15 protein-coding genes are annotated in these 14,994 nt (G+C 66.8%); 6 read left to right on the forward strand and 9 right to left on the reverse strand.

Features of this window, described 5'->3' with window-relative positions; genetic code table 11:
* Nucleotides 1-36: 36 nt before the first annotated feature.
* From AC5Y4N_RS18575 to AC5Y4N_RS18595, 5 genes are all read right to left on the reverse strand, one after another.
* Nucleotides 37-1,182, reverse strand: coding sequence for a cation:proton antiporter (locus tag AC5Y4N_RS18575; protein WP_499908530.1), 1,146 nt, complete (start codon nucleotides 1,180-1,182; stop codon nucleotides 37-39).
* Nucleotides 1,183-1,185: 3 nt separating this feature from the next.
* Nucleotides 1,186-1,737: a cation:proton antiporter regulatory subunit gene (locus tag AC5Y4N_RS18580; protein WP_499908532.1), complete on the reverse strand. Its 552-nt coding sequence runs from the start codon at nucleotides 1,735-1,737 to the stop codon at nucleotides 1,186-1,188.
* A 40-nt stretch (nucleotides 1,738-1,777) separates the two neighbouring features.
* Nucleotides 1,778-2,674, reverse strand: coding sequence for a sterol desaturase family protein (locus AC5Y4N_RS18585; RefSeq protein ID WP_499908711.1), 897 nt, complete (start codon nucleotides 2,672-2,674; stop codon nucleotides 1,778-1,780).
* Between the two features lie 85 nt (nucleotides 2,675-2,759).
* A complete protein-coding gene (locus tag AC5Y4N_RS18590) occupies nucleotides 2,760-4,298 on the reverse strand; it encodes a carboxylesterase/lipase family protein (protein WP_499908534.1) in 1,539 nt (512 codons plus the stop codon).
* A 103-nt stretch (nucleotides 4,299-4,401) separates the two neighbouring features.
* The gene (locus tag AC5Y4N_RS18595) at nucleotides 4,402-5,586 is read right to left on the reverse strand and encodes an MFS transporter (protein ID WP_499908536.1); all 1,185 of its coding nucleotides are present in this window, start codon (nucleotides 5,584-5,586) and stop codon (nucleotides 4,402-4,404) included.
* 42 nt (nucleotides 5,587-5,628) lie between these two features.
* Here AC5Y4N_RS18595 and malQ point away from each other — a divergent pair, with 42 nt between their 5' ends.
* The 4 genes from malQ to AC5Y4N_RS18615 are packed head-to-tail and all read left to right on the forward strand — an operon-like array spanning nucleotide 5,629 to nucleotide 10,419.
* Entirely contained in the window at nucleotides 5,629-7,767 is a 2,139-nt protein-coding gene (gene malQ / locus AC5Y4N_RS18600) for a 4-alpha-glucanotransferase (protein ID WP_499908538.1), read from the forward strand.
* The gene (locus AC5Y4N_RS18605; RefSeq protein ID WP_499908540.1) at nucleotides 7,764-8,645 is read left to right on the forward strand and encodes an LLM class F420-dependent oxidoreductase; all 882 of its coding nucleotides are present in this window, start codon (nucleotides 7,764-7,766) and stop codon (nucleotides 8,643-8,645) included. Before malQ ends, AC5Y4N_RS18605 begins: the two co-directional genes overlap by 4 nt.
* Nucleotides 8,615-9,097 carry a nuclear transport factor 2 family protein gene (locus AC5Y4N_RS18610; protein WP_499908542.1) on the forward strand — a complete coding sequence of 161 codons (483 nt, stop codon included), beginning with the start codon at nucleotides 8,615-8,617 and terminating at the stop codon, nucleotides 9,095-9,097. Before AC5Y4N_RS18605 ends, AC5Y4N_RS18610 begins: the two co-directional genes overlap by 31 nt.
* A gap of 2 nt (nucleotides 9,098-9,099) precedes the next feature.
* Nucleotides 9,100-10,419, forward strand: a complete 1,320-nt coding sequence (locus AC5Y4N_RS18615; protein ID WP_499908713.1) for an MFS transporter — start codon at nucleotides 9,100-9,102, stop codon at nucleotides 10,417-10,419.
* Here the strand turns inward: AC5Y4N_RS18615 and AC5Y4N_RS18620 are convergent.
* From AC5Y4N_RS18620 to AC5Y4N_RS18630, 3 genes are all read right to left on the reverse strand, one after another.
* The gene (locus AC5Y4N_RS18620) at nucleotides 10,416-10,835 is read right to left on the reverse strand and encodes a ChaB family protein (protein WP_499908544.1); all 420 of its coding nucleotides are present in this window, start codon (nucleotides 10,833-10,835) and stop codon (nucleotides 10,416-10,418) included. The two genes, AC5Y4N_RS18615 and AC5Y4N_RS18620, sit on opposite strands and share 4 nt — an antisense overlap.
* 80 nt (nucleotides 10,836-10,915) lie before the next feature.
* A complete protein-coding gene (locus tag AC5Y4N_RS18625) occupies nucleotides 10,916-11,350 on the reverse strand; it encodes an SRPBCC family protein (RefSeq protein WP_499908546.1) in 435 nt (144 codons plus the stop codon).
* Between the two features lie 17 nt (nucleotides 11,351-11,367).
* Nucleotides 11,368-12,213 carry a lysophospholipid acyltransferase family protein gene (locus AC5Y4N_RS18630; protein ID WP_499908548.1) on the reverse strand — a complete coding sequence of 282 codons (846 nt, stop codon included), beginning with the start codon at nucleotides 12,211-12,213 and terminating at the stop codon, nucleotides 11,368-11,370.
* A 66-nt stretch (nucleotides 12,214-12,279) separates the two neighbouring features.
* Here AC5Y4N_RS18630 and AC5Y4N_RS18635 point away from each other — a divergent pair, with 66 nt between their 5' ends.
* Both AC5Y4N_RS18635 and AC5Y4N_RS18640 read left to right on the forward strand, forming a co-directional pair.
* Nucleotides 12,280-13,179: a metal-dependent hydrolase gene (locus AC5Y4N_RS18635; RefSeq protein ID WP_499908550.1), complete on the forward strand. Its 900-nt coding sequence runs from the start codon at nucleotides 12,280-12,282 to the stop codon at nucleotides 13,177-13,179.
* Nucleotides 13,179-14,288: a PDR/VanB family oxidoreductase gene (locus AC5Y4N_RS18640; RefSeq protein WP_499908552.1), complete on the forward strand. Its 1,110-nt coding sequence runs from the start codon at nucleotides 13,179-13,181 to the stop codon at nucleotides 14,286-14,288. The genes AC5Y4N_RS18635 and AC5Y4N_RS18640 overlap by 1 nt, the downstream gene beginning before the upstream one ends.
* Here AC5Y4N_RS18640 and AC5Y4N_RS18645 read toward each other — a convergent pair.
* Complete coding sequence (locus AC5Y4N_RS18645) at nucleotides 14,272-14,994, reverse strand: nuclear transport factor 2 family protein (RefSeq protein ID WP_499908554.1); 723 nt, start codon at nucleotides 14,992-14,994, stop codon at nucleotides 14,272-14,274. The two genes, AC5Y4N_RS18640 and AC5Y4N_RS18645, sit on opposite strands and share 17 nt — an antisense overlap.

Genomic DNA, 14,994 nt, shown 5'->3' on the forward strand with positions numbered 1-14,994 from the left:
TAGCCTTCTCACACTCCGTAGATGCCCGGCAGCCCGTCATGTCGCCGGCACGGTCCGCGGCCCGGCGAAGCGCGCCAGCATCGGCCCCACGATCGCCAGGACGAACACGTACGTCGTGGCCACATAAGCCACCGCTTCGATGGTCTGGCTGACCAGGCCGATGATGACCAGCGAGAACTCGCCACGGGCGATCAGGGCCGTGCCCGCCCGCAACTGGCCGCGACGCGCGACGCCCTCCCGTCGCGCCGCATAGATCCCGGTTGCCACCTTGGTGACGGCGCTCACAAGGCCGAGGGCCAGCGCCACCGGCAGCATCGGCAGCAGGTCCTGCGGATCGATCGAGATGCCGATGGCAAGAAAAAAGATCGCGGCGAACAAATCGCGAAGCGGGCTGAGTACCTCGCGGGCGCGGTCGGCCGTATGGCCCGTCAACGTCAGCCCCACCAGGAACGCACCGACCGGCGCCGACGCATGAACGAACTCCGCCAACCCGGCGACTATCAACGTGAGGCCAAGGATTCGCAGTAGTAGCTGCTCAGAATCGGGGTGGGCCACCAGGCGACCCACATGGTGGCCCCAGAAGTACGACACCGCGAAAGCCGCGCTCACGACGGCGATGGCGATCGCCATGCCCAGCAGCGCCGCCCACCACGAGCCGCCCGCCGCCAACACCGCCAACAGCGGCAGGTACGCGGCCATCGCGAAGTCCTCCAGGACAAGCACAGACAGCACCGCCGGCGTCTCGCGGTTACCGAGTCGGCGCAGATCGTTGAGCAGCCGCGCGATCACCCCCGACGACGAGATGTAGGTGATGCCGGCCATCGCGATGATGCCGACACCGTTGAGCCCCAGCAGCCAGCCGGCTACCGCGCCGGGCGCCGCGTTGAGCACCACGTCGACCCACGCCGACGGCAGATGGCGGCGCAGGCTGCTGGCGAATTCGGTGATCGAGAATTCCAGCCCCAGGGTCAACAGCAGCAGCACCACACCGATCGACGCGCTGGCGGTGACGAATTCACCCGCCGCCGGGAGGGGCACGATGCCGCCGTTGCCCAGCGCGAGCCCGGCGACCAGGTAGAGCGGGATCGGCGACAGCGCGTAGCGCCGGGCGGCCGCGCCGAGAATCGTGAGCACGGCGAGGATGACGCCGAGCTCGAGCAGCAGCGTCGCCGAAACCTGCACGCGTCAGCCTTCGGCCGGCGGGCCGGCTGGGCCAAGGCCGGTCGGTGGGGCCGCAGCGTCGCCACCGGTCGCGTGACCTTGGTCGACGATGTTCTCGACGCCGGCGATGCCCTCCTCGGTGCCGATCACCACGAGCACGTCACCGCTGCGCAGCGTCTCCGCGGGTCCCGGTGAAGCCAGCACCTCGTCGTCACGCACGATGGCCACGATCGAGGCGCCTGTGCGGGTGCGGGCCTTGGTGTCGCCGAGCGGGTGGTCGACGAACGGGCTGTGGGCACTGATCACGACCTGGCCCGCATTGAGGCCCGGCACTTCGCGGGTCAGGTCGGCGAACCGTTCGGTGATCCGAGGCGCGCCGAGGATCTGGGCCAGCGCCTCGGCTTCGTCCTCGGTGAGCCGGAACACCGGGCGGGCCTCGTCGGGGTCGTCGCGGCCGTACACCACGACCTCGAAGCCGCCGGACCGCCGGGCGATCACGCCGATGCGGTCACCGTCGCGGATGTCGAACTCGTATCGCAAGCCCACGCCGGGCAGAAGCACTTCTTTGACGTCCATGCGGTCAATCCTTGACGAGTTCGCGGTGTCGCACGGGTCTTCAGGCCGCCACGGTGGACGCGGCGACGCTGCGCGGCCGCTCGGTACGCGGCTGCCATCCCGGCGGGCCGAAGATGTAGCCGAGTCGGTCGCGCCAGCGGGCGGCCGAGCGCACGTCGCGGGCCATCGCTACGTACTCGCGCGTCTGCAGCGTCCAGATGTTGAAGGTGTTGACGGGCTTGGTCAGTCCGTAGTGAGGGCGGAACAACTCAGGCTGAAAGGAACCGAACAGCCGATCCCACACGATCAAGATGCCGCCGTAGTTCTTGTCCAGATACTGCGGGTCCATGCCGTGGTGCACGCGGTGATGCGACGGGGTGTTGAACACGAATTCTATGGGCCGCCAGAGCTTGCCGATGCGCTCAGTGTGGATCCAGAACTGGTAGATCAGGCTCACCGAGAAACTGGCGAACACCATCCACGGCGGAATCCCCAACAGCGGCAAGGGAATCCACATCAGAATCTCGCCGCTGTTGTTCCACTTCTGCCGCAGTGCGGTGGCGAAGTTGAAGTACTCGCTGGAGTGGTGCGCCTGATGGGTGGCCCAGATCAGCCGGACCCGGTGGGCGATGCGGTGATAGGTGTAATACAGCAGGTCCACGCCCACCAGAGCGATCACCCAGGTGTACCACTGACGCGGCGAGAGATGCCACGGCGCGAGGTAGGCGTAGATCGCCGCGTAGCCCAGCAGCGCGACCGACTTCCAAGCCGCTGTGGTGGCGACGGACACCAGCCCCATCGAGATGCTGGCCCATGAGTCACGGCTGTGAAACGCACCGACAGCCGGCCGGTCCTCGATGTGTTCGAGCTTGCGGGCCGCGGTCCATTCGAGAATCAGCAGCAACAAGAAGAACGGGATCGCGAACAGCACAGGATCGCGCATCTGAGGCGGCAGCATGTCGAGAATCGCCGCAATACGCTCCACTTCTGGCACCTCCGCAGCCAGCTTAACGGTGCACACCCGCGCCGGATGCGGGTCCGGGCTACCGGAAGTTGAGCACTCTGTCGCCCCACATCTCGCGGACGTCGCGGTCGATGTCGTGGACGACGGTGTCGACGCGGTCGATGACCAAGCAGGCGCGGTCAGGCTCCTGGTAGGGAGCCCATGCCGGGTCGCCGGGCAGTCCAACCGGCTTGCCCTGGTCGGCGAAGTTGAGCCAGCGTGTCCGCATGCGTTCTGACACCGCCTTACCGGCTTTCAGGCCGCCCAGCTTGAAGGTGGGGTCCGTCGGGCCCTGCACGAGATTGCCCCAGACATAAGGCAATTCGGTGGCGTGCGCGGCGCCCATGCGCAGCAGCCGCATCATGGGCGTGGCGAAGTCGAAGCGATACAGATAGGCCGGGGCAACAGCGCTGTGCCCTTCTGCGAACCAGACGGACGGCATCCGGAAGCCGATGTCGCTGGCGAGTCCCATCCCGCGCGCTTTCACGCGCAGTCCGGCGTAGGTTGTGCCGATCTGCTCTTCGGTGGGCAGCACCACATCCGGCTGTTCTGCGGCGATTTCGGCGAACATGGCCTTGATTGCCGGAGGGGTGATCGGCATCAACGGCGACTTCATCCACTTGAACAACGCGGCCTCATGCTTGTTGGTGCCGATGATCAGCGGTACGGGGTGGGAGCGTCCCTCGCGGGCGAGCTTCACCGGATAGTCGGGGACGACGTCGCCGTCGACGATCGGCGCGAAGGCCACCGTGCCTGGCGTCTGCGCGGGAACGGCGTCGAACACCTCTTGGGACGCTCTGACCAGAGCACGGGCCGGAACGTCGACCAGGCGGTCGATGTCGGCGTGCGCGATGCCGAGCCGATCCAACAGCATGCCGGCTACCCGCCCAGCCCGATCAGTGTCGTAAACCGTTGTGGCAGGCGAACTTTGGGCGATCGCGCCGGCGAACAAGCCCTCCGTGCGGGGACTGGTCATCAGCGTGGTCACCACTCCCCCGCCGGCAGATTCGCCGAAGAGCGTGACTCGGTTCGGGTCGCCGCCGAATGCGGCGATGTTGTCGCGCACCCACTGCAACGCGAAAATGACGTCGCGCAGACCGACATTGGTGTCGTACCGGCGGCGCGCGCTTCGGAAGGTGGACGGGTCGAGGAAACCGAACGCGCCGAGGCGATAGTTGGCGGTGACGACGATCGTGTCGCCGCTCGAGGCGAGCACGCTTCCGTCGTACATCGGCTGGCTGCTGGAGCCGAGGATGTACGCCCCGCCGTGCACCCACACCATGACCGGCTTGTTGTCACCCGGCTGGTTGGGAGCCCAGATATTCAGCGACAAACAATCTTCGCCCTCCGGTGCGCCGAGATCGAATGGCAGGATCGGCACGGGCGGCTGAGGGCATACCGGCCCGAATCGGCTGGCGTCGGCCACGTCAGTCCATTTCGCCGGCGGCTGCGGCGCCTGCCAGCGCAGATCGCCAGTTGGCGGTGCCGCGTAGCGGATGCCCTTCCAGGCTGTGACGTCGCCTAGATCGACGCCGCGCACCGGGCCATACGTCGTCTCGACGACTGTGCTGGTGGTCATGCTTGATGAGTCCTGTTCACGAGGGGTTGGCCCCCATGTTACCCGCGGGTATTAAGCAGGCCTAACTTTCCGCCCGCGGGTGCGGAGAAGCGAACGATTCCGGCTAACGCCGGCGGCCGTCGGAAAGTACCCCGGCCAGCCCGATCACGACGATGCCGGCCACCGGAACAGTCAGCAAGCCGGCGCGCAAGCTGAAGACGTCCGCAATACCGCCGACCACCATCGGGGCGCAGACAAATCCCACCCGCATCAGCCAGGTCACTGCTGTCAGGCCAGTGCCATGCCGAAGGCCGGGAAGCTCGTCGGCACGCTGCATCGCCGCAGGGATCAATGTCGCCACACCGAACCCCGCAGCGGCGAACCCCCCGATTACGGCCGGCAGGCTCGGGTATGCCAGCGCAGCCCCCATGCCCAACGCCGCGATCGCTCCGCCGGCGCGGGCGACCGTGCGCTGCCCGAACCGGTCGACCAGCCGATCACCGAGCAACCGGCCGACAAGCTGCGATCCCACCGCAGCGATGTAGCCCGACACGGCCAGCGCACCGGGCGCACCCAACTCCCGCATGAACAGCGTGGCCCACGAACTGCCGGCGTCCTCCACTGCCGCGGCCGCGATCGCGATCAGAACCAATGCCGCCAGCGCGGCGTACGTCGCCGCCCGTGTCCCCGCGCGCACTCCCGGCCCCGACCGAGGTTCGGCAGTGGCATCGTCCGGTCCCGGCAGTAGATATCGGTAGGCGATGACACAGATTCCGGAAAACACCACCGCCGATACCGCCAGATGGGTGCCGCGCGGCACGTGCAACGCGATCGCCGCCGCGCCCATCGCGCCCCCGAGTATCGCGCCGGCCGACCACACCGCGTGGAACGAATTGATGATGGAACGGCCATAACGTCGTTGCACCCGCAAACCATGCGCGTTCTGAGCGACGTCAGTCACTGCGTCGGCGCCGCCGGCGACAAACAGCGCGCCCGCGAACGTCCACACCGTGGGCGCCACTCCGGCCAGCCAGGCGAACAACGCGATCATCGCCGACCCGCACACCGCCACCCTCGCCGAGCGGAACCGCCGGATGAGCGAGGCCGCTGCTGGCCCGGTTATCAGCGCGCCAATCGAGAAGGCCGCGACCGCGACGCCGTATAGCGCGTTGGACAAACCAAGGTCAGCCTTGATCTCGGGATACCGCGGCAGCAGATTCGCGAACAGCGCGCCGTTGGTCAGAAACAGTGCAGCGACCGCGACCCGCGCGCGCCGATCCTGCGACGCTGCGAGCCGCCCGGTCCGCATCTGCGGAGACTACCCGCCAGCGCGTCGGCAAAGATGGCCACCATGACCTCGCAGCAGTCATCACTGGCCGAGCTGGCCGCACGCTACCGCGTTGCCACCGAGTACGAGGACGCCAGCGGCCGCCGCGTGGTGGTGCCGGATCAGACGGTCGTGGCAGTCCTCGCCGCACTCGATGTGGTCGCCGACACCGAAGAGCAGCGCCGCGCCGCGCTTCGCGACCACGACCGCCGCTACTGGTCGCGCCCACTGCCGCCGGTGATCGTCATGCGGGCCGGAACGCCGACGCCGTTCTGGGTGCACGTCAGCCACGGAGCACCGGCCCGGCCGTGGATTCGTCTGGAGGACGGCACAGTACGTGCCGGGTTGCGCCAACTCGACAACTTCACCTCGCCGTACGACCTGGACGGCCGGCTTGTCGGCGAGGCCAGCTTCGAGCTGCCTGCTGACCTGCCGCTGGGATACCACCGGCTGCACCTCGACGACGCCGGTTCGTCCGACGGCTCCGCGGTGATCGTCACGCCGGCCAGCCTGACCGTCCCGGAACGGCTGGGTTCACGGCGCACCTGGGGGTTGGCCACGCAGCTGTACAGCGTCCGCTCCAAAAGATCCTGGGGCATAGGCGATCTGACCGATCTGACGGATCTCGCCGTGTGGGCAGCTTCGCAGCACCATGCGGGCTACGTGCTGGTCAATCCCTTGCACGCCGCCGCACCCACCGCGCCTATGGAGCCTTCACCGTATCTGCCGACGTCGCGTCGCTTCGTCAACCCCATCTACCTGCGCGTCGAAGCAATTCCGGAGTTCGCGTACATCCGCCGTCGGCGTCGGATCCGCAAGCTGCACGACGACGTCCAAAGCGGCGCCAAACGGATCGACTCGATCGATCGTGACGCGGCCTGGGCCGCGAAGCGCGCAGCGCTCGAAGAGATCTACCGAGTGCCGCGCTCCGCGGGACGCGACCTCGCCTATGCCGCGTACCGCCAACGGGAGGGTCGCGCGCTGGACGACTTCGCCACCTGGTGTGCACTTGCCGAGACGTACGGAAGTGACTGGCGACAATGGCCTCACGATCTGCAGCATCCCGGCGCGTCAGGTGTTGCGGTCTTCGCCGAGGAGCACGCCGCCGACGTCGACTTTCACCGTTGGTTGCAATGGCAACTCGACGATCAGCTGATGATCGCCCAGGCCCACACTCGCCAAGCCGGGATGGCGCTGGGCATCATGCATGACCTCGCGGTCGGCGTGCATCCGAGCGGGGCCGACTCGTGGGCGCTGCAGGATGTGCTGGCGCTCGGTGTCACCGCCGGGGCGCCGCCGGATGCGTTCAACCAGCAGGGCCAAGATTGGTCTCAGCCGCCGTGGCGACCGGACGCGTTGGCCGCGCATGAGTATCAGCCGTTCCGATCCATGGTCAATGCGGTGCTGCGGCACGCGGGCGGAGTGCGCATCGACCACATCATCGGCCTGTTCAGAATGTGGTGGATTCCCCAGGGCGCCAAGCCAACTGACGGCACATACGTCTACTACGACCACGAAGCGATGGTCGGCGTGCTGGCGCTGGAGGCGCATCGCGCCGAAGCGCTGGTGGTTGGCGAGGACCTTGGCACAGTGGAACCGTGGGTGCGCGACTACCTGCGCGAGCGGGGAATCTTCGGCACGTCGATCTTGTGGTTCGAGATGGACCATGACGGCGACGGCGGTCCGCTTCCGGCCGAGCGGTGGCGAGAATACTGCCTGTCCTCGGTCACCACCCACGACCTGCCGCCAACGGCTGGATATCTTGCCGGCGAACATGTCCGGCTGCGCGATCGGCTCGGTCTGCTCACCCGGTCGTTCGAGGAGGAGCTGCAAAGCGATCGCGCCGAACAGCAGGCCTGGTTGGAAGAGCTGCGCCGCACGGGGTTGCTCCACGACGACGCCGATGTCGACGACACCGTATTGGCCTTGCACCGCTATCTAGCTCGCACCCCGTCGAAACTGCTGGCGCTATCGCTCAGCGACGCCGTCGGGGACCGGCGCACCCAGAACCAGCCCGGCACCACAGACGAATACCCGAACTGGCGCGTGCCGCTCGCCGGCCCGAAAGGCCGAAAGATGTTGCTGGAGGACGTGTTTCGTGATCAGCGTGCCGCGACGCTGGCCGCTGCCATGCGCGTCGCGGTGGAGGCTGACGGCACATGAAATACGCCGTCATTGCTCCGGTCGACGCCGGGGTGACCGCCGACCCGGTATGGATCGCAGACTTCGCCCGTCATGTCGAAGCATGCGGTTTCGACGAGATCGTGGCCGTCGAGCACACGGTTCTCGCGACCTGCTACGACAGCCGCTACCCCTACGATCCGTCGGGAAGGGTGGCACTGGCTGCAGACTGCCCGGTCCCGGATCCCCTTGAACTCCTTGGGTTCATCGCCGGTCACACCACGACGCTGGGTTTGGCCACCGGTGTGCTGGTGCTGCCCAATCACCATCCCGTCGTGCTGGCCAAACGGGTTGCGACGGTCGATGCGCTTTCTGGCGGCCGGCTGCGGCTCTGCGTCGGGGTGGGTTGGTTGCGCGAAGAGGTCGAGGCGTGCGGTGCGCCGTTCGGTGATCGGGGCCGGCGCGCCGACGAACAGATCGAGGTGATGCGGTTGCTGTGGGCCGATCGCCCTGCGGGTGCCACGCACAGCGGCGAATTCTTCCGATTCCGCGACATTGCCTGCTACCCGAAACCGCTGCGGGGCGAACACTTTCCTATCCACGTTGGCGGTCACAGCAGTGCAGCGGCCAGGCGCGCGGGCCGGCTCGGCGAAGGTTTGCAGCCGCTCGGTGTGACCGGGCCGGCGCTGCAGGAACTGATGGACGTCATGCATCAGGCGGCGGCGGATGCCGGACGCGACGGGTCGGCGCTCGAGCTGTCCCTCGGCCATCTCGTTGAGAAAATCGACCGCGAGCGAGCGGACAAGCTGGCCGAACTCGGCGCGGATCGCGTTGTGCTCGCGATGCCGCCGGTTCGCGAAGTCGACGACGCCAAAGACCGAGTGTCGGCATGCGCGCAGCGCCTCGGGCTGGCGCCGTGAACCCAGCCGACCGGCTCGCGCTCTCCCAGCTGGTGCACCGGTACGCCGCCGGCATCGACGACCGCCGGTTCGACGACGTCGCCGCACTGTTCGCTGAGGACGCAACGTTCGCAGTGCCCGATCCGCCGAACGTGCTGGAACCGGTGGTCGTCCATCGGGGCTATGCGGCGATCGACACAGCGGTCAGAGCAGTCGAGCAGGTCGAGCGGACCATGCACGCGATCGTCGGCGAAATCTACACGGCGGCAATGAACAACGCACACGGTCGCATCGCATGCATCGCACACCACTTCACCAGAGTCGGCGACGAGCTCTCAGACGCCGTGTGGTATCTGCAGTACGACGACGAGTACGTTCGAACCGACGCTGAATGGCGATTTCGCAGCCGCACGCTGACGATCGATGCAATCGAGACGCGGCCGGTCCGGCGGTTGCGGCCGAAGGGGACATGACGATGCGCGCCTGGATTGTCTGGTCTGTGGGACTACTGGGCTACATCGTCGCGGTTCTCGACCGCACCACGTTGGGAGTGTCTGGGCTGCAAGCCGCCGACCGGTTCGGCGCCACCCCGGGAGTGCTGTCGACGTTCGTGGTGCTTCAGGTGGTGGTCTATGCGACGGCGCAGGTTCCCGCCGGTGTGTTGTTGGACAAGCTCGGCTCCAAGACGCTGATCGCCACTGGCGCCGGGCTGATGGCGGCTGGACAGCTCACGCTCGCCTTCTCCACCGCGCTGCCGGCGGCGATCGCTGCGCGCGCCGTGCTCGGTCTGGGCGACGCGTTGACGTTCATCTCGGTGCTGCGACTGGTGCCCCACTGGTTCGCCCCGCGGCGGGTTCCGCTCGTCACGCAATTGACCGGCATCTGCGGGCAGCTGGGACAGGTGCTGTCGGCGCTGCCGTTCCTCGCGCTGATGCTGCACTCCGGCTGGACCGCTGCATACGTTGCCGTCGCGGCGTTCGGGCTGCTGTCGCTTGCGCTGACGCTCGCGCTGGTGCGCGACACCCCCGAAGGCGCAATCGTTCGGGACGACAAGACCGACTTCCGCGCCACCCTTGCCAGCGTCAAAACGGTGTGGCTGCGGCCCGGCACTCGACTGGGCTTCTTCACCCACATGGGTACGCAGTTTTCGGTCACCGTGTTCGCGTTGATGTGGGGTGTCCCGTATTTGACCGCGGCGCAGGGCGTTTCGACGGAGACAGCGGGTGCACTGTTGTCGCTGTCGGTGGTGACCGCCATCGTCGCCGGTGTTGTGCTCGGGGTGTTGACGGCGCGCTACCCGCTGCGCAGGTCATGGATGGTGCTGACGATCATTGCCAGCAACGTGGCGATATGGACTGTGGTGCTTGCATTTCCACACCGCGCACCACTATGGCTGCTGACTTTGTTGGTAGTCGTGATCTCGGTTGGTGGCCCAGGTTCGATGGTGGGCTTCGACTTTGCGCGCACGTTCAATCCCCGGGCGACGCTGGGCACCGCTCAGGGGATGGTCAACATGGGCGGCTTCTTGGCATCGCTGGTGGTGATGCAGATCATGGGCCTCATCATCGGTGCGGCGGGTGGCTACTCGTTCGCGTCGTTCCGCCTGGCCTGGACGGTTCAGTACGGCGTGTGGACGCTGGCGGTCGTCGGCATCTTGATCACCCGGCGCAAGGCTCGTCGCGCTCTTACGCCGGACCAGTGGCGCTATCTGATCGAGGGATTCGAACCGCCGCACGCCGATCCGCCGCCGACCGGGCCGCCGCAGGGCGAACCGACAGTCGAAACCCGCGGTTAACGCTTGCGCGCCGACTCACGCCGATTGGCCTTCTTGATCGCCGCAACCAATTCTTCTTTGCTCATCGACGAACGCCCAGAGACATCCAGCCGGCGGGCGACCTCCATCAAATGCTTCTTGCTGGCATTCGCATTGACGCCTTCGGCCGTCTCGCCTTTCGCGTTCGGTCCGCCGCTCTTCGCGCGCTGATCCGACGGCCCCTTCTTGCTCTTGGGCTCCCAGTGGTCGCCGACCTTTTCGAAGCTGTGCTTGAGGGCGCTGTACGCGACGCGATGTGCCCGCTCGCCTTCCCCATATTCCTTGACCGCGGCGTCGTGCGCTTTGGCGAACGTCCGCTGTGCCTTGGCCGGCGACTTCTGCAGCGTGCTCGGCAGTTCGCTTTTCTTTGCGCTTCCGCTTTTGCTGGTCTTGGGCATCGTCAGACTCCTTCGGTGATGTACACCTCGACGTCGTTTACCCAGCCTGCAAAAGCCCTAAAACCAGCCGCTGAAACCACCTAGGACTCGACGAGCTCCTTCAGGTTCTTCAGTGTGGCCGACAGCGTCCGGCCGACTTGCCGGGTGGCGAGGTGGTCCGCGATCAGGCCGAGAAGTCCGCCGGGCGCCTGGTAGGACAGCCGGAAGATCACCTTCGTGCGGCCATCTGCGGTGTCGCGCAACCGGATTCGGCCCCGCAGGTTGATACCGGTGATGCCGATGAACGCCAGATCGCGCGACTCGTCGAACTCCACCACCTCGATCAGCCCACCGACCGGTACCGAACCGATCTTCCAATGGACGGTGTAGCGAGCGCCCACCCGCACCGGACCGTCGGTGACGGTCTCCCAGCGGGCGAGATTCGCCATGAACGTCGGATAGCAGTCCGGATCGCTGACGACCTTCCAGACGTCGTCGCGGTTCGCGTCGATGACGCAGCGGCGTTGAACCCTCATTCGTGCACTCTCACCTGTCAGCCGATCAGCGGGAAGCGTCGTTCGGCAGCCAACCGATCCACACCGGCCTGCAGGCTGCCCAGGACTTTGTCGTTGATCGTGTCGTCGTCGGCGGACTGGATGTCGGCGGCGTCGATCGGGTCCTGCACCTCGATGACGATCTTCGTCGGCAGCGGCAGCCGCGGGATCATGTCGCTGACCACCAGACCCCATGGCGGTGCCAGCAAGATCGGCACGCTTTTCAGCCGCGCCATCTTGTCGACCATCAGCAACTTGGCCAGCCACTGCCCGCGGTCGAGAAACAGCGCCGCCTCCTGACCGCCGACACTGGCGATCGGCACGATCGGGACGCCGGCCTCCCGGGCCAGGCGCACATAGCCTTTGCGGCCGCCGAAGTCGACGCGATGGCGCTCCCACGACGGTCTGAACACCTCGTAGTCACCGCCGGGATAGACCAGCAGCGCGGCGCCCGACTGCAAGGCCAGCAGCGCATTGTCGTGGTTTGCGGCGACGGTGCCGAACTTACGCAGCGCGCCCAGTCCGGGCATGGACACGACGAGGTTGTGCGCGAGCTGGTAGAACGGCCGCTCGACGCCGAAGTACGACGAAAAAGCAAGGGTGAAGACGAACGTGTCAGGTGGCAGGTTGCCGCCGCTGTGGTTGCCCACCAGCAGCACCGGCCCCTCCGCCGGGATCCGGTCCAGCCCCCGCACGTCGGCCCGGAAGTACACCGACGCCAACAACCACAAGCCAGGCAATTGGTCGCGGATGTAGTCGGGGTCGCGCTGGTCCAGGTCAGCTTTCGGAACGCGTGACGCGACCTGCTGCCGCGCCCACTCCAAGACATCGCCAACTCCGGGCATGCCCGACATATTGACATCGGCCGGGCAAACGAAACATCGATGTGCGCACGGCCGTAGAATTCCGTCATGCTGCGACCGCAACGATGCGAGCGCGAGGTCGATCCGGGGCCGGTGCAGATTCAGCCCCGAAAGGTGCACTTCGACTTCTCCGACATTCCGCTGCATTGGATACCGGGACATCCGGTCGCATCGGACATGATCGGCATCCTCAACGTGGTGCTGCCGGCGGCGGAACGATGGTTCGTCGCGACGTACAACGAGGCGCTCCCGCTGGTCAAAGACCCCAAGCTCGCCGACGACATGCGCGGCTTCATCGGCCAGGAGGCCATTCACGCCGACATCCACGAGCAGGCCCTGCACGAGTTCATGGAGGCACGCGGCTTCGACCCCAAGCCAGTGCTCGATCAAGTCGAATACGCGTTCTCCAAAGTGCTCGGTGCCTCGACCGCCACCGCACCGAAGCGCCGGCACAACCAGCTGTGCGACCGGTTGTGGTTCATCGCGGCGCTCGAGCACTACACCGCGGTGCTCGGCGACTTCGCCCTGAACAACGCGTGGGAAGACTTCGGCGCGCACCCCACGTTCGTCGACTTGTTCCGCTGGCACGGCGCCGAGGAGGTGGAGCACCGCAACGTCGCCCACGACGTCGCCACCTACTTCAGCGACAGCTACCTCGACCGCGTCGGCGCGATGCTCATGGCGTCGACATTCATGTTCGTGATGTTCCAGCGGGTCTCGTGGTATCTCGTCAAGACGGACCCGCAGGTGGACTTCGGATGGCTGCGGATGCAGAAGCTGCGCTATCTCGACTCCAAACACGGCCTGCTGCCTCGCTACCGAAAGCTCTTCGGCAGTAACACTTTTGACTATCTGCGACCGGGCTTCACGCCCGAGAAGATGGGGTCCACCGCGCAAGCGGTCGCCTACCTGGCGAGTTCGCCGGCCGCGCGGGCTGCCCACCTCTGATGGCGCGCTTCGGTTTTCGCGTCGCCGACGTGCCGGCAAGCGCCTCCGGCCGTACCAGACACGATCCGCTGCTCGGATTGGCCAGCGTGATCGTGTCCGGGGTGTGGGGGCTCACCGGCGCGCTCCGCCGGCCTCCGGCGCCGCCGGAGCGCGACCGTACGCGCACCCTGCGAATAGTGGACCGGCAAGTGGTAGCCCACGACGAGAACGTGGTGGCACTGACACTGGCCGCGGCGGACGACGCGCCGCTGCCCCGGTGGTACCCGGGCGCGCACATCGACATCCACCTGCCGAGCGGCCGGGTCCGTCAGTACTCGCTGTGCGGCGATCCAGGCGACCGTCAGACCTACCGCATCGCCGTGCGTCGCATCCCTGACGGCGGTGGCGGCTCCATCGAGGTGCACGACGCACTCGTGATCGGATCCACTGTGACCACAGCCGGGCCCCGCAACGCCTTCCCGCTGGTCATTCCCGGTCGTGGCTCGCCCGCAACCCGGTTACGGTTCGTTGCCGGCGGTATCGGCATCACGCCGATCCTGTCGATGTTGCGGCAAGTGCAGCGCCTCGACGTCGAGTGGTCGATGATCTACGTGGGCCGAAGCGCTGACAGTCTGCCCTTCGTCGACGAGGTGTCGCAATACGGCGACCGGGTGCGGATCCGCACCGACGACGTCCACGGGCTGCCGGCCGCCGACGAACTCTTGGGCGAATGTCCAGACCGGACAGCGGTTTACGCGTGCGGGCCGGCCCCGTTGCTCACCGCGATTCGCAGTCGGCTGGCCAGCCGCGACGGTGTCGAACTGCATTTCGAGCGATTCGCCGCGCCTCCCGTAGCCGACGGCGAGGAATTCTCGGTGCGCATCCCATCCACCGGCGCGGTCGTGGACGTCGGCGCGCAGGAGACGCTGTTGTCGGCGCTGCAGCGCTCCGGGGTGGCCGCGCCATACTCGTGTCAGCAGGGATTCTGCGGAACCTGTCGCACCCGGGTCCTCGCCGGTCGGGTGGATCACCGCGACACGCTGCTGACCGAACCTGAGCGGCAGGCCGGCGCGATGCTCGTCTGCGTGTCTCGCGCGCCCAAAGGAGAACTGCTCACGCTCGAGTTGTAGGGGGCGTGAAGTACTCGACGGAGCCGATCGCGGCCGTGCGCGGATCAACGTCGGCGAACACGACGGCACGTCCGGCCGGGGTGTCCACCGACGCCACGACCGTCGAACCGGAGGCAATCAGCCTGTGCACGTGGCACTTACGCAGATCTGGTCGCAGCCTGCCGTCGGTCAGCGCTTGTTCGACGAGTCGCTTGCCCTCAGCGCCCACACTGCGAAGTCCCCCCGCGTAACGCGCCGTGCCAGCCACCCCTTGGTTGCGCAGCAGCGCCCCAGCGAGCCGCAGGCCGATCGGCACTGCGTTCACGCCTTGGCGCAGGAACTGGCCGAGCATCGCCGACAATTCCCAGTACGCCCGCAAACTGGCAATCCGCCAACCGAATTCACCGGCCCGCAGGTCGTAGCGGATGACCGTGGGCACCATCAGCCGCACTCCGTGACCCATCACCACTTCGAGCGTGAGATCACGGACCACCGTGGTGCGGCAGACGATGTCGACATCAGGGTGGAAAGTGATCTGCCGTGGTCCGATGAACGTGTCGTAGAAGCGGCCAATCTGGCGGTGCCCGACGTGCGGTTGTGTTCCGACCGGGTCCTCGACGCGCCCGTCGGCGGTGAATAGCCCAACCCACTGAGCCCGATCATGTGCGCGCGCTGCCCGCGGCGATGCTTCGACGGCGGCAAGCAACTCGTCGCCGGACGGTTCCAT

This window comes from Mycobacterium sp. NGS19 (genome assembly GCF_059813155.1).